Origin of the sequence: Streptomyces sp. NPDC021096, assembly GCF_040641275.1 — a bacterium.
GTDB lineage: Bacteria > Actinomycetota > Actinomycetes > Streptomycetales > Streptomycetaceae > Streptomyces.
Map to the genome: position 1 here is coordinate 57515 of NZ_JBFADG010000014.1, position 18099 is coordinate 75613.

Sequence of the window (18099 nt, forward strand, 5' to 3'; positions counted from 1 at the left end):
GACGACTACTGCTCCTTGGCCGCCTTCTTCTCCTTGGCGTCCTCGATGACCGCCTCGGCCACCTGCTGCATCGACAGCCTGCGATCCATCGACGTCTTCTGGATCCACCGGAACGCCGCCGGCTCGGTCAGCCCGTACTGCGTCTGCAGCACGCTCTTCGCCCGGTCGACGAGCTTCCGCGTCTCCAGCCGCTGGGAGAGGTCGGCGACCTCCTGCTCGAGGGCCTTCAGCTCCGTGAAGCGCGATACGGCCATCTCGATGGCCGGCACGACGTCGCTCTTGCTGAACGGCTTGACCAGGTAGGCCATGGCCCCGGCATCCCGGGCCCGCTCCACGAGGTCGCGCTGCGAGAACGCCGTGAGCATCAGGACGGGGGCGATCGACTCGGCCGCGATCCGCTCGGCGGCGGAGATCCCGTCGAGGACCGGCATCTTCACATCCAGGATCACCAGATCCGGCTTGTGCTCCCGCGCCAGCGCGACGGCCGTCTCACCGTCGCCCGCCTCGCCCACGACGGAGTAGCCCTCTTCTTCGAGCATCTCTTTGAGGTCGAGACGGATCAGGGCCTCGTCCTCGGCGATCACGACACGGGTGATGTTCGGAGGGGTGTGCTGCGGCTCGTCGTCGACGGGCGGCTGGGGCTCGGCGGCGGTCACGGGTCTCCTCAGTAGGACAGGTGCTGCTGCACGAGCCTACCTAGGTCATGTAGTTTTGAGCACAGAGGGGGTATAGACTTCCCTTGGATTGCAAGGCCCCGGTAGCCCAATTGGCAGCAGGCGATGGATTCAAAACCCATACAGTGTCGGTTCGAGTCCGACCCGGGGCACTTCACCTTCGATTCAAAGGCCGAGTAGCACCTCCAGCGGTTGCGATCTTCGCTCGCCGCGGTGAACATTCCTTCGAATCCTGTCTTCCGCGGCGGCTTCCGGCCACGTACTAGTCAGCCGGCTAACCCTTCGGCGAATCGTCCTCCCCGATGTGGTGCACCCGCACCAGGTTGGTCGTCCCCGCCACCCCCGGCGGGGACCCCGCCGTGATGATCACCATGTCTCCCTTGCGGCACCGGCCGATCCGCAGCAGGTACTCGTCGACCTGGTCGACCATCTCATCCGTCGTCTGGACCATCGGGCCCAGGAACGTCTCCACCCCCCACGTCAGATTCAGCTGCGACCGGGTCGCCGGCTCGGGCGTGAACGCCAGCAGCGGGATGGGCGACCGGTACCGCGACAGCCTCCGTACCGTGTCACCGGATTGAGTGAAGGCCACCAGGAATTTGGCGCCGAGGAAGTCGCCCATCTCGGCGGCGGCTCGGGCGACGGCACCGCCCTGGGTGCGGGGCTTGCTGCGCTCGGTCAGCGGGGGGAGGCCCTTGGCCAGGACGTCTTCCTCCGCCGCCATCACGATGCGGCCCATGGTCCTGACGGTCTCGATGGGGTACTTGCCGACGCTGGTCTCACCGCTGAGCATGACCGCGTCGGTGCCGTCGATGACGGCGTTGGCGACGTCGGAGGCCTCGGCCCTCGTGGGGCGGGAGGCGTCGATCATGGAGTCGAGCATCTGGGTCGCGACGATGACCGGCTTGGCGTTGCGCTTGGCGAGCTTGATCGCTCGCTTCTGCACGATCGGGACCGTTTCGAGGGGCATTTCGACGCCCAGGTCGCCGCGGGCGACCATGATGCCGTCGAAGGCGGCGACGATGCCGTCGAGGTTCTCGACGGCCTGGGGCTTTTCGATCTTGGCGATGACGGGAAGGCGGCGGCCTTCTTCGTCCATGACGCGGTGGACGTCGTCGATGTCGCGGGCGCTGCGGACGAAGGAGAGGGCAATGATGTCGGCGCCGGTGGTGATGGCCCAGCGGAGGTCTTCGACGTCCTTTTCGGAGAGGGCGGGGACGGAGACGGCGACGCCGGGGAGGTTCAGGCCCTTGTGGTCGGAGACCATGCCGCCTTCGAGGACGACGGTCCTGACGCGGGGGCCGTCGACGTCGGTGACTTCGAGGGTGACGCGGCCGTCGTCGACGAGGATGCGTTCGCCCTTGGTGACGTCGGCGGCGAGGCCGTCGTAGGTGGTGCCGCAGCAGTGGCGGTCGCCCTCGGTCTCCTCGACGGTGATGGTGAATTCGTCGCCGCGTTCAAGGAGTACGGGGCCTTCCCGGAAGCGGCCGAGGCGGATCTTCGGGCCTTGAAGGTCGGCGAGGATGCCGATGTTGCGGCCGGTTTCCTCTGCGGCCTTGCGCACCCGCTGGTACCGGGCCTCGTGATCGACGTAGGTGCCATGGCTGAGGTTGAAGCGGGCCACGTCCATGCCTGCTTCGACGAGTGCCTTGATCTGCTCGTACGAGTCGGTGGCGGGGCCCAGGGTGCAGACGATTTTCGCTCGGCGCATGGCACGACCTTATGACCTACTGGTGGGTAGAGAATTGGCCCCTCGCAACTCCCCAACGTCCGTTGGGTAAAAGCTTGTTGACACTTTGTGAAACGTGCAAGGGGCCGCTCTGATGAGCGCCTCGCGGTCCTCTCAGAGCACCGGTGGGCTCATCGTAAATCGGGCGTTGACTTGTGCGTAGACGGTCTGGCGCTGGGGTTCGAGGTCGAGTGCGGGGGCCGGGGCGGGGGCGCCGCCGTAGCCGGCGGTTCGCATCATTCCGCCGGGGGCGGGCGGTGGGTATCCGGGGAGGCCGGTGTTCTCGGCTCCGGTGTCGGCGAGTTCGACGACGGAGGTGAGTTCGGCGCCGAGTGCGGCGGCGTATTCGCGGGCGCGCTGGACGGCTTCGCGTACGGCTTGTTGGCGGGCGTCCCGGTGGGCGGGCGAGTCGGGACGCAGGGACCACCAGGGGCCGTCGACCTGGGTGAGGTCGAGTTCGGCGAGGCGGGTGGCGAGTTCGCCGAGGGCGGTGAAGTCGGCGAGTGTGGCGGTGAGATGGACGGTGCCGTGGTAGGCGCGGATGCGTTCGTTGCGGCCTCTATCGGTGAGCTGGGGGGTGATGGAGAAGCGTCCGGTCTCGAGTTTTTCGACGGCGGTGCCGTAGGACTTGAGGAGGTCGAGGACGTGGTTGTTGCGGTGGGTGAGGTCTTCGAGAGTGTTTCGGCGGTCGGTGCCGCGGGCGTTGACGGTGATGCCGATGCGGGCGATTTCGGGGTCGACCTCGAGGCGGGCTTCGCCGCGGACGGCGACGCGTGGGGTGTCGGGGGTGCCGTAGGGCAGGGGTGCGGGTGCCGGTGTGGTCATGGGTTCAGCGTCTCAGGTGGTGGTGATGTATTCGCAACCTTGTGAGGGTGTTGGGGGGTGTGGTTGCTGGGCCAGAATCTACGCGCGTTGGTTCTGATGATGAATGGGGAGAACAGAACATATGCCGCTCAACCGTAGGAATTTTCTGGGGCGTACCGCTGCGACGGGTGCGGGTGTCGCATTGGCCGGTGCTGTGGGTGCCGCGCCGGCGGAGGCGGAGTCTCTCGTGGGCCGGAAGAAGCGGTACTCCTTCACCGTGATGGGCACCACGGATCTGCATGGCAATGTCTTCAACTGGGATTACTTCACGGATGCGGAGTTCGATGACAAGGCGCACAACGATGTGGGTCTTGCCAAGATTTCGACGCTGGTGAATCAGGTGCGTGCCGAGAAGGGTCGGCGCAATACTCTGCTGATCGATGCGGGTGACACGATCCAGGGTACGCAGCTGTCGTACTACTATGCGAAGGTCGATCCGATCACTGGGGCGAACGGCCCGGTGCATCCGATGGCGCAGGCGATGAACGCGATCGGTTATGACGCGGCGGCCCTGGGCAATCACGAGTTCAATTACGGCATTCCGACGTTGCGGAAGTTCCAGGAGCAGTGCCGTTTCCCGATCCTGGGTGCGAATGCTCTGGATGCGAAGACGTTGCGTCCGGCCTTCCCGCCGTATGTGATGAAGAAGGTGTGCACGCCGCACGGTCGTGATGTGCGGGTGGCGATCCTGGGGTTGACCAATCCGGGTATCGCTATCTGGGACAAGGCGAATGTGCAGGGGAAGATGGTGTTCCCGGGCCTGGAGGAGCAGGCTGCGAAGTGGGTGCCGAAGTTGCGTTCGCTGGGTGCGGATGTGGTGATCGTTTCGGCGCATTCGGGTTCGAGTGGTACGTCGTCGTACGGTGATCAGTTGCCGTACATCGAGAATGCGGCGGCTCTGGTGGCCGAGCAGGTGCCGGGTATCGATGCGATTCTCGTCGGGCACGCCCATACGGAGATTCCCGAGTACCGGGTGACGAACAAGGCGACGGGCAAGCAGGTGGTGTTGTCCGAGCCGCTGAAGTGGGGGCAGCGGCTGACGCTGTTCGACTTCGATGTGGTGTGGGAGCGGGGTCGCTGGCAGGTGGAGTCGGTGGCGGCGAAGGTGTTGAACTCCAACACGGTGGCCGAGGACCGGAAGATCACGGGCCTGCTGAGCGATGAGCATCGCAAGGTGGTGGCGTATGTGAATCAGGTGATCGGTACGTCGTCGGCGGCGATGAGTGCGGCGGAGGCGTCGTACAAGGACACGCCGATCATTGATTTCATCAATCATGTGCAGGCGGAGACGGTGCGGGCGGCGCTCGCCGGTACCGCGTACGCCGCCCTTCCTGTTCTCTCCCAGGCGTCGTGTTTTTCCCGTACGGCTGCCGTGCCGGCGGGGAAGGTGACCATCCGCGAGGTGGCGGGGTTGTATCCGTTCGAGAACACGCTGGAGGCGCGGGTGCTGACGGGTGCACAGCTGCGTGAGTATCTGGAGTTCTCGGCGCGTTATTACGTGCGGACGCCGGCGGGTGCGCCGGTGGATCCGGCGAAGCTGACGAACGCGGAGAGCATTCCGGACTACAACTACGACGTGGTGAGCGGCTTGTCGTACGAGATCGATGTCGCGAAGGCGCCGGGTTCGCGGATCGTGAATCTCTCGTTCGACGGGAAGCCGCTCGTGGATTCGGCGGAGTTTGTGTTGGCGGTGAACAACTACCGGGCGAGTGGTGGCGGGAATTTCCCGCATGTGGCGCGCGCCAAGCAGGTGTGGGCGAATTCGGAGGAGATTCGTAACACGATCATCGGTTGGGTGAAGGCGAAGCAGTCGATCGATGTGGGGGCTTTTGCGTCAGTGGACTGGAAGTTGACGCGGGATGGTGCGCCTGTTTTCTGAGGTGATGCCGGTGTGGGGCCGTGGCTGTGGTCGCGGCTCCAGGCCGAAGGTGGTGAAGGCGGTGCGCTGGGGCAGGGGGTAGTGGGTTTTTCCGGTGAGGGCGTTGAGGATGACGGCGCTGCGCCAGGCGGCGAGGCCGAGGTCGGGGGTGCCGATGCCGTGGGTGTGGGTTTCGGCGTTCTGGACGTGGATGGCTCCCTTGACGGAGGGGTCGAGGATGAGCCGGTGGTGTTCGTCGATGCGGGGGCGGCCGTTGGAGTCTCGGCGGATGTAGGGGTCGAGGGCGGCGAGGAGGGTGTCGACGCGGCGTTCGCGGTAGCCGGTGGCGAGGATGACGGCGTCGGTGGTGAGGCGGGAGCGGGCGCCTTGCTGGATGTGTTCGAGGTGGAGTTCGACGCGGGTGGTGCCGACGCGGCCGGCGGTGCGGACGAAGACGCCGGGGGTGAGGACGGTGTCGGGCCAGCCGCCGTGGAGGCTGCGGCGGTAGAGCTCGTCGTGGATGTCGGCGATGGTGTGGGCGTCGATGCCTTGGTGGAGTTGCCACTGCTGGGGCAGGACGTGGTCGCGTACGGCTTCGGGGAGGGTGCGGAAGTAGTGGGTGTAGTCGGGGGTGAAGTGTTCGAGGCCGAGTTTGCTGTATTCCATGGGGGCGAATGCGGGGCTGCGGGCGAGCCAGGCGAGTTTTTCGCGGCCGGTGGGGCGGCGGCGGAGGAGGTCGAGGAAGACTTCGGCGCCTGATTGGCCGGAGCCGATGACGGTGATGTGTTCGGCTTCGAGGAGTTTTTCGCGGTGTTCGAGGTAGTCGGCGGAGTGGATGACGGGGACGTTGTGTGCTTCGGCGAGGGGGCGTAGGGGCTCGGGGATGTGGGGTGCGGTGCCGACGCCGAGGACGAGGTTGCGGGTGTAGGCGCGGCCGAGGGCGTCGGCTTCGCCTTCGGGGTCGAGTTGGGTGTAGTCGATTTCGAAGAGGATGCGTTCGGGGTTCCAGCGGACGGCGTCGATGTGGTGGTTGAAGTGGAGTCCGCCCAGGTTTTCGCTGACCCAGCGGCAGTAGGCGTCGTATTCGGCGCGGTGGATGTGGTGGCGCTCGGAGAAGTAGAAGGGGTAGAGGCGTTCGCGGGATTTGAGGTAGTTGAGGAAGGTCCAGGGGCTGGTGGGGTCGGCGAGGGTGACGAGGTCGGCGAGGTAGGGGACCTGGAGGGTGGTGCCGTCGATGAGGAGGCCGGGGTGCCACTGGAAGGTGGGGCTCTGGTCGTAGAAGGCGGTGCGGAGGTCTGCTACGGGCTGGGCGAGGGCGGCGAGGGAGAGGTTGAAGGGGCCGATGCCGATGCCGACGAGGTCGAGGGGTTGGTCGGGGGCGGAGGCGGGGGGCTGGGGGTTGGTCATCGGGTCGTGTGGCCTTCCACGAGTTTCAGCAGGTGTCGGAGGTCGTCGGGGCGGGTGTGGGGGTTGAGGAGGGTGGCTTTGAGCCAGAGGCCTTGGGGGGTGGTGGCGCGGCCGAGGACGGCGTGGCCGGTGTGAAGGAGGCGGCGTCTGGTGTGGGCGGTGGTGTGGTGGTCGGCGCCTAGGGGGCGGAAGAGGACGGTGCTGATGGTGGGGCGGGAGTGGAGTTCGAGTGCGGGGTGGGCGTCGATGAGGTCGGCGAGGTGGTGTGCGGCGGCGCAGACGCGTTCGACGAGGTCGGCGATGCCTTGGCGGCCCAGGGCGCGGAGGGTGACGGCGATCTTGAAGATGTCGGGGCGGCGGGTGGTGCGCAGGGAGCGGTGGAGGAGGTCGGGGAGGCCGGCTTCGGTGTCGTCGGGGGCGTTGAGGTAGTCGGCTTGGTGGGCGAGGGGGTGCAGGGCGGTGGTGTCGGGGACGGCGAGGAGGCCTGCGGCGATGGGTTGCCAGCCGAGTTTGTGCAGGTCGAGGGCGATGGTGTGGGCGCGGTCGAGGCCGGTGAGGGCGGTCTTGAGGGTGTTGCTGAAGAGCAGTGGTCCGCCGTAGGCGGCGTCGATGTGCAGGCGGGCGTGGTGGGTGTCGCAGTGGTCGGCGATGGGGGGCAGGGGGTCGATGCGGCCGGTGTCGGTGGTGCCGGCGGTGGCGACGACGAGGGTGGGGGTGTCGTGGTGTGTGGTGAGGGCGGTGTGGAGGTCGTCGGGGTTGAGGGTGCCGGTGGGGGTGGGGAGGGTGTGGGGTTCGGGGAGGCCGAGGAGCCATGCGGCGCGGTGGATGCTGTGGTGGGCGTTGGCTCCGCAGATGATCTGTAGGGGTGTGGGGTGGTGGGTGCGGGCGGCTTCGCGGGCGAGGAGGAGGGCGAGCTGGTTGGACTCGGTGGCTCCGGTGGTGACGAGGGCGTCGGGTGCGGGGTGGTCGGGGTAGGCGAGGGCGGCGAGGGCTTGGGTGGTGAGGGCTTCGAGGGCGGTGGCGGAGGGGGCCTGGTCCCAGGAGTCGAGGGAGGGGTTGAGGGTGCCGGCGGCGAGGTCGGCGGCGGTGGCGAGGGCGAGGGGTGGGCCGTGCAGGTGTGCGGCGCAGTGGGGGTCGGCGGGGTCGGCGGCACCTTCGGCGAGGGCTTGGACGAGGGTGTGGAGGGATTCTTCGGGGCCGGTGCCGTGTTCGGGCAGGGCGGGGCCGGTGGTGGCTCGTATGCGGGCGGCGACGGTTTCGGGGCCGCCTGCGGGTAGGGGGCCGCCGCGGGCGGTGGCGCCTCGGGCGAGGGCGTTGAGGGTGATGTCGAGGAGGGGGCGCAGGGCGCGGGTTCCTTGGGCGCCGCCCGCGAGTGCTGTTGCGGGGGTGGGGTGGGGCGTGGGCGGCGCAGGCATGACTGTGTCCCTTTTGGGTTGGTTTTCTGTGCGTTCTTCCTGGGTGTGCTGGTGGGTCCGGGGCTGGCACCAACGGGCCAAGCTACCGGCTGTGCACGCTCGGTGACCTCGAGTGGAGGAGGGTTCGCCCGATGGTGGTACGGGGGTGTCGTCGCCTTGTGGCGGGGGCGAGTTGGGGGTTCGCGCGGGGGCGCGGGGTGGGTGCGGGTCGGTGGGTGGGCGGGGCCGCAAGGTAATGTGCACACCATGGCCATGACTTTTGCCCTCGACATTGGGCCCCTGAAGCCCGAGCCCGCTCCGCTGATCCTCGGGCTGGTGCTGTTCTTCATCGTTTTCGCCGTGATGGCGAAGGTGATCCTGCCGCGGATCAACAAGGTCCTCGTCGAGCGTGAGAGCGCCACCGAGGGTCGTTTCGAGGAGGCGGACGAGATCCGCGCCGAGGCGGCGCAGGTCCACGCCGAGTACCAGGCGCTGCTGGCGGAGGCCCGTCACGAGGCGGCGCGGCTGCGGCAGGAGTCGGTCGAGCAGGGTACGGCGATCATCGCCGAGCTGCGGGCCGAGGGTCAGCGTCAGCGTGAGGAGATCATCTCCGCGGGTCACGCGGTGATCGACGCCGAGCGTGCGGTGGCGGAGGCCGAGCTGCGGGAGCAGGTCGGTGCGCTGGCCACGGAGCTGGCGGGCAAGATCGTCGGCGAGTCGATGGCCGACTACGCCCAGGAGAGCGGCGTCGTCGACCGCTTCCTGGAGGAGCTGCGGACGGCTGAGCCGTCGCAGGCCGCGAAGGGCGACGCGCGCGACTGACCGTCGGTCCTGACGGTCGGCAGAGCCATGGGCCAAGGCTCCCGTACCCCCGGTGGGGGTACGGGAGCCTTTGTCGTGTCCGCGGCCTGCGTCGGCTAGGGGTGTGCCGCGCGGACGGCCAGGGCGCGGCGCAGGTCGTCGAGCTGGTCGGCGAGTTTGCGGCGCAGTGCGGGGGTGGGGTCGGCGTCGCGCAGGAAGTCCTGGCCGCGGCGCAGGGTCTCGTCCTCGATCAGGGTGTGGGGGAAGCCGTGGGTTCCGGCGGCGGCGGCGAGGGCGGGGCCGCGGCGGGTGGCGAGGGCGAGGGCGTCGGGGTAGTAGCGGTCGCGGTAGGGGCGCAGGAGGTCTGCTTGCTCGGGCTGCCAGAAGCCTTGGGCGGTGGCGGTGAAGAGGTAGTTGCTGAGCTGGTCGTCGGTGTAGAGGGTGTGCCAGGCGGCGGCTTTGGCGGCGGGGTCGGGGCGGGCGGCGCGGCAGCGGGCGGCGCCTTCCTGGCCGGTGGCGCTGGGGTCGCGGGTGAGTTCGGTGTCGATGTCGTGGGGTGTGGCGGCGCCGAGGGTGGCGAGGCGGGCGAGGGTGCGCCAGCGCAGTTCGGGGTCGAGGGCGGGGCCGCCGGGGGCGGTGCCGGTGTGCAGCCACTGCTGGAGGGTGTCGGGGGTGGTGGCGCTGTCGATGAGGGTGCGGGCGGCGGCCAGGCGCAGTCCTTCGGTGCCGGTGGTGCCGTGGGTGCGGTCGAGGAGGTCGTGGCAGAGGTCGGTGAGGGTGGCCAGGGCGTGGTGGCGCTGTTCGGGGGTGAGGTAGCGGTCGGCGATCTGGGTGCGGGTGAAGGCGAGGACGCCTTGGACGACGGCGATGTCCCTCTCGTGCGGTAGGTGGGTGCGGGCGGCGTCGAGGTAGGCGGTGGGGTCGAGCTCGCCGTCGCGGACCATGTCGCGGGCGGCGTTCCACAGCACGGCCCGGCTGAGGGGGTCGGGGATGCCGGAGAGGGTGGTGAGGGCGGTGTTCCAGGAGGTGGGGTCGAGGCGGACCTTGGCGTAGGTGAGGTCGCCGTCGTTGAGGAGGACGAGGTCGGGGCGGGGGCCGGGCAGGGTGAGGCTGTGGGTGCCGGGGCCGGCGGGGAGGTCGGTGGTGGTGCGCTCGCGGGTGGTGAGGGTGGCCCGGTCGCCGGGGGTGTGGTCGTAGAGGCCGATGGACAGGCGGTGGGGGCGGGTGCCGTCGTGGTGGAGGTCGAGCCGCCAGCCGTCGGGGGTGTCGCTGACGGTGGGGGTGAGGGTGTCGACGCCGCTGGTGCGCAGCCAGGTCCGGGCCCAGGCGGGGATGTCGCGGTCGGTGTTGCGGGCGAGGGAGTCGATGAAGTCGGCGAGGGTGGCGTTGCCGAAGCGGTGGCGGGCGAAGTGGTCGTTGATGCCGGCGAGGAAGTCCTTTTCGCCGAGCCAGGCGACGAGTTGGCGCAGGGCGCCGGCGCCCTTGGCGTAGGAGATGCCGTCGAAGTTCAGGAGGGCGGCGGCGGTGTCGTGGACGTCGTGGGGGGTGGGGGCGACGGGGTGGGTGGAGGGGCGTTGGTCGGCGTCGTAGCCCCATGCCTTGCGGGCGATGGCGAAGTCGGTCCAGGTGTCGTGGAAGCGGGTGGCTTCGGCGAGGATCTGGACGCCCATGTATTCGGCGAAGGACTCGTTGAGCCAGATGTCGTCCCACCATTGGAGGGTGACGAGGTCGCCGAACCACATGTGGGCCATTTCGTGGGCGATGGTAGTGCCGCGGCCCAGGCGTTGGGTGTCGGTGACGGCGGAGCGGAAGACGTATTCGTCGCGGAAGGTGACCAGGCCGGGGTTCTCCATGGCGCCGGCGTTGAATTCGGGGACGAAGGCCTGGTCGTAGGAGTCGAAGGGGTAGGGCTCGTCGAAGATCTCGTGGTAGCGGTCGTAGCAGTGGCGGGTGATGTCGAGGATCTCGTCGGCGTCGGCGTCGAGGTGGGCGGCGAGGGACTGGCGGCAGTGCAGGGCGAAGGGCAGTCCCGCGTGTTCGGTGCGGATGCTGTGCCAGGGGCCGGCGGCGAAGGCGACGAAGTAGGTGCTGAGGGGTTTGGTGGTGGCGAGCTGCCAGCGTCCTTCTTCGGGTGGGCCGAGACGGGTGGCTATGGCGTTGCCGAGGACGGTCCACTCGGGTGGTGCGGTGACGGTGGCGTCGAAGAGGGCTTTGAGGTCGGGCTGGTCGAAGGCGGCGAAGACGCGCTGGGCGTCGTCGAGGAAGGTCTGGGTGTAGAGGTAGGTGCGGCCGTCGGCGGGGTCGGTGAAGCGGTGCATGCCTTCGCCGGTGCGGGAGTAGCGCATGTCGGCCTCGACGCGTAGTTCGTGCTCGCCGGCGCTCAGGGTCAGCGGAAGGCGGTTGCCGTCGAGGTCGGCGGGGTCGAGGGGCTGTCCGTCGAGGGTGGCGCGGTGCAGGGTGGCGGGCTTGAGCTCGACGAATGTACGGCCGGCGGTGCGGGCGGTGAAGCGGATGACGGTGGTGGAGCCGAAGTGTTCCTCGCCGCGGGTGAGGTCGAGGTCGATCCGGTAGCGGTGGATGTCGAGGAGCCGGGCTCGGCTCTGCGCTTCGTCGCGCGTCAGTACGGGCATGCGGCCCATGCTGCCGTAACGCTGGGCGCTGGGCCTGGGCATATGGGGTGTGCCATGTGCGCGTGGCGTTGTACTTGGGGCTGCCGGTGCGGGCCGTTTGCGCGCCGCGCGCCGGTCCGGCACCGGCGGGCCGTGCCGTTGCGGCTGGGCACCGCGGCGGCGGGAAGAGGTGCCGCTGTCGCGGCGAACCGTTTGTGCGCCGCAACGGCGGGAATCCCCGCCGTCCGGCCCGGCGCTGCCGAAGCCGGCGCAAGCCTCCCCCGGGGGGGCGCTGGAGCGGCGGGAGTCGGCTGGGCGCCGCCGGAACGCGCCGTCCCGGCTGAGCACCGCTGCGGTGGGAAGTGGGTGCGGCAATCGCCGCTACGATGCCGCGCCACCCGGCGCCGGGAGCACCCGGCGTGAGCCGGGCCGGGGCCGGGGCTAGGCCCTGGCGATCGTTTCGTGGTGGCGGATGACCTCGGCGATGATGAAGTTCAGGAACTTCTCCGCGAACGCCGGGTCGAGCTTCGCGTTCTCGGCGAGTTCGCGCAGGCGGGCGATCTGGCGGGCCTCGCGGGACGGGTCGGCCGGGGGCATCTTGTGGGCGGCCTTGAGGTGGCCGACCTGCTGGGTGCATTTGAAGCGTTCGGCGAGCATGTGAATGACCGCCGCGTCGATGTTGTCGATGCTGTCGCGCAGGCGGCCCAGCTCGGCGCGTACGGACTCGTCGTTGGCACTGTTGTTCATCTCCACCCCACCGAGCCTATGCGGACGGGCGGGATCCGATGACCGGTGGGTGCTCCGGATCGGGGATCTCGTTGCTCCAGCCGCCGGGCACGGTGCGGCCGCAGCGCTCGCGGAAGCGGATGGGGGCGGTGCCGACCCGGCGGGTGAAGAGCCGGCTGAAGTAGGCGGGGTCGTCGTAGCCGACGCGGCGGGCGACGGCGGCGACGGGCAGCTCGGTGGCGGCCAGGAGCTCCTTGGCGCGGCCGAGGCGGATGCCGAGCAGGTAGTCCTTGGGGCTGCAGCCGGCGCCGCGCCGGACGGCCAGGCGCAGCTCGGCGGGGGTCATGCCGTGGCGGGCGGCGTGCTGGGTGACGGACAGCGGGAGGAAGGCGTCGCGGGCCAGGGCGCGCAGGACGGGGTCGGTGTCGGTGGCGGAGTCGGCGCGGGCCCGGCGCAGGGCGACGAGGAGTTCGTGGACGGCGGCGGAGGTCTCGACCTCGAGCAGGGGGTTGCCGCGGCGGGCGGCGCGGGCGATGCGGGCGACGGCGGTGCGGGGGCCGGTGGTGTCGGTGAGGGGGATGAGGGGCCGTTCGGGGTCGATGTAGCCGAGTTCGGTGTAGGCGGCGACGGCGCTGCCGGTGAAGTCGACGAAGGCCTCGTCCCAGCCGGCGTCGCGGCCGGCGCCGTAGTGGTGGGGGACGCCGGGGGTGAGCCAGAGCAGGGCGGGGGCGGTGACGGGGTGGGTGCGGGCGTCGGGGGTGCGGTACCAGCCGGTTCCGGCGCTGATGACGACGGCCACGTGGTGGTCGAGGACGCGGGGGCCCACGGCGGGCAGGGCGCCGTGCTGCAGGCCGACGCCGAGGCAGACCAGGCCGAGCCGGTGGTGGACCGGGCCGGGGGTGAAGTAGCGCATCCATGTGTGATACACGCGTCCTGCCTTCCGCGGCGCCGTCGGCTCCGTCCAAACAGGGCCGATCTTTGTCCATGGCTTGCTCCCCCGCCAGAGGGCGAGGATGGCCGGGGTCGTGTCGGGGACCGGGTCGAGGGCGGGAGGCGGGCGCGTGCCGGGGTTCGTGGTGGGGGACGAGGGTTTCGAGCTGGACGGGCGGCCGGTGCGGCTGCTGTCGGGGGCGCTGCACTACTTCCGGGTGCACGAGGGGCTGTGGCGGCACCGGCTGGGGATGCTGCGGGCGATGGGGCTGAACTGTGTGGAGACGTACGTGCCGTGGAACTGGCACGGGCCGGCCCCGGGACGGTGGCGTGATGTCGGGGCGCTGGGCCGGTTCCTGGACGCGGCGGCCGGGGAGGGACTGTACGCCGTGGTGCGCCCGGGTCCGTACATCTGTGCGGAGTGGGAGAACGGTGGACTGCCGTCGTGGCTGACGGGTGAGCTGGGGTGCCGTGTGCGGACGCGGGAGGGGAGGTTCCTGCGGGCCGTGGACGAGTGGTTCTCGGTCGTGGCGGGCGAGGTGGTGGGCCGGCAGGTGGACCGGGGCGGTCCGGTGGTGCTGGTGCAGGTCGAGAACGAGTACGGGTCGTACGGCAGTGACCGGGTTTATCTGCGGCATCTCGCAGAACGGTGGAAGGCACTCGGTGTGACGGTGCCGCTGGTCACCTCGGACGGGCCGGAGGAGCACATGCTGTCGGGTGGTGCGGTGCCGGGTGTGCTGGCGACGGTGAACTTCGGCTCGGGGGCGCGTGAGGCGTTCGAGATGTTGCGGCGGTACCGGCCTTCGGGCCCGCTGATGTGCATGGAGTTGTGGTGCGGCTGGTTCACGCACTGGGGCGGGCAGGCGGCGTCCCGGGAGGCCGCGGAGGCGGCGCGGGTGCTGCGGGATGTCCTCGAGTGCGGGGCGTCGGTCAACGTCTACATGGCGCACGGGGGTACGAACTTCGGCGGCTGGGCGGGGGCGAACCGGGCCGGGGACGACCATCGCGGGGCGCTGCTGCCGACGGTCACCTCCTACGACTACGACGCGCCGGTCGACGAGTTCGGTCGCCCTACGGAGAAGTTCTGGGCGTTCCGCGAGGTGCTGGCGGAGTACCGGCAGGCCGCCGGCCCGCTGCCCGCCCTGCCGCCGGCGCCGCCCGTGCTGGGCTCCCCCGTGGTGGCCCGGCTCGGCGAGTGGGCGCCGCTGGGCGAGGTGGTGGACGCGCTGGGGGACGAGGAGCGGCAGGACGCGGTGCCGCCGGCGTTCGAGGAACTGGGCGTCGAGCGCGGGGTGGTGCGGTACCGCTTCGAGGTGCCGGGGCCGCGCGGGCCGTATCCGCTGCGGCTGGCGGGGCTGCGGGACGTGGCGACGGTGTACGTGGACGGGGTGCGCGCGGCTGTCGCCGGGGATGTGGACGGCGGTGGCGTGGTGCCGGCCGGTGAGGTGGCGGGGCCGGCGTCGGTGGAGGTGTGGGTGGAGTCGCTGGGCCGCGTCAACTACGGCCCTCGCCTGGGCGAGTCCAAGGGCGTCACGGGGGGCGTGCTGCACGAGCGGCAGTACGTGCACGGGGTACGGGCGCGGGCGCTGCGGCTGGATGCCGTGGAGGAGCCGGGTGCGTCGCGGAAGGTGCCGTGGCGGGCGTGGGACACGACCGGCGGGGCCGGTGGCCCCGGTCTGTACCGGGGGGTGTTCGCGGTGGTGGGTGCCGGTGACGCGACGCTGGAGCTGCCGGGGTGGGTGCGGGGCTTCGTGTGGGTCAACGGCTTCTGTCTGGGCCGGTACTGGGACCGGGGACCGCAGCGTGCCCTGTATGTGCCGGGGCCGGTGTTGCGTGAGGGGGACAACGAGCTGCTGGTGCTGGAGTTCGACCGGGCCGGTGGGCCGGCGCTCCCGGTGGGGGCGGTGGCTGAGCTCCCGTCCCGCTGATCACCGGCCGATGACGGTGACCAACGGGACGGAACCCCGTGGATGTCTATTGCCCGACTGCATGCACGGTGAAGCCATCCAGAGCGAACTCAGCGGTCCCGTTGTCTCCGACCTTCCGCAGCCCCACCCACGCCTCACCCGTATCGGGTGCGGTGAACTCGTAGGTGTGCGTCGCCGGGGCGGTGGCCGCGGGCAGGGGCGTACGGATCAGTTCGCGTTCCCCGGGCTCGTCCACCGCCGTGATCCACGCGTACTGCTCCGCCCGCTCGTTCTCGTAGCGGAACGTCACGCGGTAGCGGCGTCCGGGGGTGAAGCGCACGGTGTGCGGGACGGTGCGGTAGACCAGGCCGGGGTTCTCGCCGCGCGACTTCAGCGACTGGGTGCCGTCGATGACGTCGTCGATCGCCTTGCCGTTCCAGCCGCGCTGGGTGTAGGGGGCGTGCCGCTGGGCGATGTGGGTGCGTGGGTCGGTCACGCCGCCCGCGTCGCCCTTGACGAACGGGCCCCAGCCCTGCGGCACGTTCTCGAAGTCCTCGAGGACCAGGGCCCCGGGGGCGGTGGCCCGCCGTGCGGGGACGACGCGCACCGCGTCGAAGCGGACCCGGGCCTGCCCGGCCGCCGCGGTCAGCGCCAGGGTCACGGGGCCGCCGCCGGGCGGCACGGTGAAGTAGGTGAACATCCGCTGGAAGCGCGTGCCGTGCTTGTGGTCGGCGGCCATGTGGTTGACGGCGGTGGAGGTGTCCGTCCAGTTCGTGGCGGTGACCCCGTCGGCGGTGCGGACGGTGAGCGCGGCCCGTCGGCGCTCCCCCGCCGTGCTGCCGACCTCGACCTGGACGGAGGCCGCGTAGGTGCCGGGCGCCAGCCGGGCCAGCTTCTGGCTGACGGTGGCCGCTCCCCCGGCGCCGACGACCAGTTCCCAGTCGCCCAGCGCGCTGCGTACGGCCCGGGCGGGGCCGCCGGCGTGCCAGGCGTCGAGGGTGCCGGAGAGGAAGTGCGGGTCGCGTACGGGGGTGCCCTCGCCCCAGCGGGGGTCGGGGCGGTACCGGTCCCGGGTGCGGGTGAGGACGTAGGGCTGTGCGGGTGCGGCGTCGAGGGTGACGCGGCTGTCGCGCACCGGCACGTCGGTGGCGTCGGCCCGGCCCTGGTCGGTGAGGCGGTGCAGCACCACCGAGCGCAGGGCGGCCCAGGCCCGTGGCAGCTGCCAGGTGGTCCGGCCGCCGCGGGGGTTGTAGTGGTAGAGCTTGGCGGGGTCGGTGGCCCTGAGCGGTTCCCAGGGCAGGAGGTAGGCGCCGTCGTCGTGGACGAGGCGGCCGTCGGTGGTGATCTTCTTGGTGCCGTCGGCGTCCGAGACGTGGGTGGTGACGCCGTCGGGTGCGGCGAGGGTGATGTCGTGCTCGCCCCAGGTTTGGATCGCGAACGCCTGCAGATACTTCGCGGGAAGGTTCTCGGTCCACAGCAGGCGGTGGAACGAGGTCCAGTCGGTCTTCGCGCGCCAGCCCTCGAAGCTGCCGAGCTTCGCGGTGCCCAGAAGCGGCCACTTGTCGGCGAAGACGTCTTTTTGGTGGTGCCGGATGAAGCGGATGAGCCGGGAGTTGATGCCGCGTGAGGTGTCGGGGCCGTAGTCGGTCTCGGCGGCCCAGTGGGCCCACAGGCTGGAGCGCTCGAGGCCATGGCCCCATTCGGTGGTGATCTGCCAGCCCTGTTCGCGCAGGAGGCGCTGCAGTGCGTCGGAGGTCCAGCCGGACTCGCGGAAGACGTCGATGTAGAGGGTGTTCAGGGCCGGGTCGGTCTCCTGGCGCAGTCGCCGGAAGCGGCGGGCGATGTCGCCGGAGACCAGGTCGCGGCGGGCGTCGATGCGGTACGACTGGTCGAGCCAGTCCCACTGCCGGTTGTTCTTGTCCACGAGGGTCTCGGAGAAGGCGTGGGCGACCGGATAGGACTCGGTGGTGTTGACGTGCACGGCGAAGTCGCTGTTCCAACGCTTGCCGATGCGCAGCAGGGTGTTGAGGTCGGCCAGGCCGCCGGCGCGGGTGTTGTAGTTGCCGCCGTAGTCGGGGTGGGCGCTGTCGTGGCCCTCGGACTGGTAGCCCTTGAGGAGGGTGAACTGGCGCAGCCCGTCGGTGGCGAGGTGGATGCGCTTGATGTGGTCGAGGGTGGCGAGGAACGGGTTGGTGGCCTGGCTGGCGAAGTTGAACGGGATGTGCGGCACGACGCGCAGGTGCTGCTCCCGGGCGCCGAGGGGTTCGGTCATGATGTCGCGCATCGCGATGGCGGCGTCCTGCCAGTCGGCGGTGCCGTCGCCGTTGCGGTCGCCGGTGACGATGACGGTGGCGTAGGGCAGGGGTTCGGTGGCGGTCAGGGGGGCGGTGGCGGCGCGGTGGGTCCACTGGCCGCAGGTGAGCTGGGTCTTGGTGTAGCCGGTGCGGGTCAGGGTCTGCCGGCGGAGGCGGCCGTTCTCCCAGGAGGAGGTGGCGTCCGGCTTGTCGTGGACGGTGTTGGTCTCGATGGCGGCGGCGAGTTCGCCGGTGCTGACGACGGCGTAGGCGCAGCCGGTGGGGGCCGGGTCGGCGGGGGTGCGGGGGGTGGGTCGTACGAGGGTGTCGCCGTCGGCTGCCGCGTCCAGGTGGATGCGGGCGGCGAGAAGGGCGGCGTGGGGTTGGGTGCTGCGTACGGAGAGGAAGGCGAGCGTGGGGATGTCGAGGGTGCCCACGCGCAGGGCGGGGGTGTCGGCGATGCGGGTGACGCGCCAGTGGACGCGGGGGCCGTCGACGCGGATCTCGACGTCGATGCGGGTGGGGCCGAGGGTGAGGCGGTACGTGGCGTGGGCGGTGCCGGTGGAGGAGGTGACCTGGGGGGTGTGTTCGGCGCCGTCGATCAGCAGGGAGGTGACGGGGTCCTCCTGGCCGTACAGGACGGTGCCGTGGGCGCGGTCGGTGTAGGACAGGATGCGCGGGAAGCGGGTGTCGACGCGGACGTCGAGTGTGTCGGAGCGCAGTACGGCCTCGGTCGGCGCGGCGGCGGCGTGGGCGGTGGGGGCCAGGGCGGTGCCGAGGCCGGCGAGGGCGGTGGTGACGACGACGGTCCGTCTGCTGGGGCCCGTGGTTTCTGCGGTCACGGCGTCACTGTGGGGCGGATGTGGTGGGGGTGCCCATGGACAAAGGGGGGCGCTGTGTTGGACT

General features: G+C 70.4%; 12 protein-coding genes and 1 tRNA gene. 4 read left to right on the top strand and 9 right to left on the bottom strand.

Annotation, left to right across the window (positions count from 1 at the left end):
- Positions 1-5: 5 nt before the first annotated feature.
- Positions 6-656 (bottom strand): response regulator, encoded by a 651-nt coding sequence (locus AB0G59_RS19230; protein WP_071964012.1) that lies wholly within the window; start codon positions 654-656, stop codon positions 6-8.
- Positions 657-751: 95 nt separating this feature from the next.
- Here AB0G59_RS19230 and AB0G59_RS19235 point away from each other — a divergent pair.
- A tRNA-Leu gene (locus AB0G59_RS19235) sits at positions 752-826 on the top strand.
- Between the two features lie 122 nt (positions 827-948).
- On the opposite strand, the gene pyk is transcribed toward AB0G59_RS19235, so the two are convergent.
- Both pyk and AB0G59_RS19245 read right to left on the bottom strand, forming a co-directional pair.
- Positions 949-2385, bottom strand: a complete 1437-nt coding sequence (gene pyk / locus AB0G59_RS19240) for a pyruvate kinase (RefSeq protein ID WP_360913046.1) — start codon at positions 2383-2385, stop codon at positions 949-951.
- Positions 2386-2517: 132 nt separating this feature from the next.
- Entirely contained in the window at positions 2518-3228 is a 711-nt protein-coding gene (locus tag AB0G59_RS19245; RefSeq protein WP_360913048.1) for an SIMPL domain-containing protein, read from the bottom strand.
- A gap of 121 nt (positions 3229-3349) precedes the next feature.
- Between AB0G59_RS19245 and AB0G59_RS19250 the strand changes: the two genes are divergently transcribed.
- On the top strand, positions 3350-5146 hold the full coding sequence (locus tag AB0G59_RS19250; RefSeq protein ID WP_360913050.1) for a 5'-nucleotidase C-terminal domain-containing protein: 1797 nt from the start codon (positions 3350-3352) through the stop codon (positions 5144-5146).
- On the opposite strand, the gene AB0G59_RS19255 is transcribed toward AB0G59_RS19250, so the two are convergent.
- Positions 5102-6532, bottom strand: a complete 1431-nt coding sequence (locus AB0G59_RS19255; protein WP_360913052.1) for a SidA/IucD/PvdA family monooxygenase — start codon at positions 6530-6532, stop codon at positions 5102-5104. The two genes, AB0G59_RS19250 and AB0G59_RS19255, sit on opposite strands and share 45 nt — an antisense overlap.
- Entirely contained in the window at positions 6529-7947 is a 1419-nt protein-coding gene (locus tag AB0G59_RS19260) for an aminotransferase class V-fold PLP-dependent enzyme (RefSeq protein WP_360913054.1), read from the bottom strand. The genes AB0G59_RS19255 and AB0G59_RS19260 overlap by 4 nt, the downstream gene beginning before the upstream one ends.
- A gap of 246 nt (positions 7948-8193) precedes the next feature.
- On the opposite strand from AB0G59_RS19260, the gene AB0G59_RS19265 reads away from it, so the two are divergent.
- Complete coding sequence (locus AB0G59_RS19265; RefSeq protein WP_360913056.1) at positions 8194-8748, top strand: F0F1 ATP synthase subunit B; 555 nt, start codon at positions 8194-8196, stop codon at positions 8746-8748.
- A gap of 95 nt (positions 8749-8843) precedes the next feature.
- On the opposite strand, the gene pepN is transcribed toward AB0G59_RS19265, so the two are convergent.
- The 3 genes from pepN to AB0G59_RS19280 all read right to left on the bottom strand — a co-directional run bounded on the left by pepN (position 8844) and on the right by AB0G59_RS19280 (position 12990).
- Positions 8844-11357, bottom strand: a complete 2514-nt coding sequence (gene pepN, locus AB0G59_RS19270) for an aminopeptidase N (protein WP_360913058.1) — start codon at positions 11355-11357, stop codon at positions 8844-8846.
- Positions 11358-11777: 420 nt separating this feature from the next.
- Positions 11778-12083 carry a chorismate mutase gene (locus AB0G59_RS19275; protein WP_360913060.1) on the bottom strand — a complete coding sequence of 102 codons (306 nt, stop codon included), beginning with the start codon at positions 12081-12083 and terminating at the stop codon, positions 11778-11780.
- 16 nt (positions 12084-12099) lie between these two features.
- The gene (locus tag AB0G59_RS19280) at positions 12100-12990 is read right to left on the bottom strand and encodes an AraC family transcriptional regulator (protein ID WP_360913062.1); all 891 of its coding nucleotides are present in this window, start codon (positions 12988-12990) and stop codon (positions 12100-12102) included.
- Positions 12991-13123: 133 nt separating this feature from the next.
- Here AB0G59_RS19280 and AB0G59_RS19285 point away from each other — a divergent pair, with 133 nt between their 5' ends.
- Positions 13124-14920, top strand: a complete 1797-nt coding sequence (locus tag AB0G59_RS19285) for a beta-galactosidase (protein WP_360913064.1) — start codon at positions 13124-13126, stop codon at positions 14918-14920.
- 46 nt (positions 14921-14966) lie between these two features.
- Here AB0G59_RS19285 and AB0G59_RS19290 read toward each other — a convergent pair whose 3' ends face one another.
- A complete protein-coding gene (locus tag AB0G59_RS19290; RefSeq protein WP_360913066.1) occupies positions 14967-18035 on the bottom strand; it encodes an endo-alpha-N-acetylgalactosaminidase family protein in 3069 nt (1022 codons plus the stop codon).
- Positions 18036-18099: the final 64 nt, after the last annotated feature.

What these genes read in the sequence shown, in the direction of transcription:
- AB0G59_RS19245 (WP_360913048.1), bottom strand. Translation starts at nt 3,228, where the DNA reads ATGACCACACCGGCACCCGCACCCCTGCCCTACGGCACCCCCGACACC.
- AB0G59_RS19265 (WP_360913056.1), top strand. Translation starts at nt 8,194, where the DNA reads ATGGCCATGACTTTTGCCCTCGACATTGGGCCCCTGAAGCCCGAGCCC.
- AB0G59_RS19250 (WP_360913050.1), top strand. Translation starts at nt 3,350, where the DNA reads ATGCCGCTCAACCGTAGGAATTTTCTGGGGCGTACCGCTGCGACGGGT.
- pepN (WP_360913058.1), bottom strand. Translation starts at nt 11,357, where the DNA reads ATGCCCGTACTGACGCGCGACGAAGCGCAGAGCCGAGCCCGGCTCCTC.
- AB0G59_RS19275 (WP_360913060.1), bottom strand. Translation starts at nt 12,083, where the DNA reads ATGAACAACAGTGCCAACGACGAGTCCGTACGCGCCGAGCTGGGCCGC.
- AB0G59_RS19255 (WP_360913052.1), bottom strand. Translation starts at nt 6,532, where the DNA reads ATGACCAACCCCCAGCCCCCCGCCTCCGCCCCCGACCAACCCCTCGAC.
- AB0G59_RS19260 (WP_360913054.1), bottom strand. Translation starts at nt 7,947, where the DNA reads ATGCCTGCGCCGCCCACGCCCCACCCCACCCCCGCAACAGCACTCGCG.
- pyk (WP_360913046.1), bottom strand. Translation starts at nt 2,385, where the DNA reads ATGCGCCGAGCGAAAATCGTCTGCACCCTGGGCCCCGCCACCGACTCG.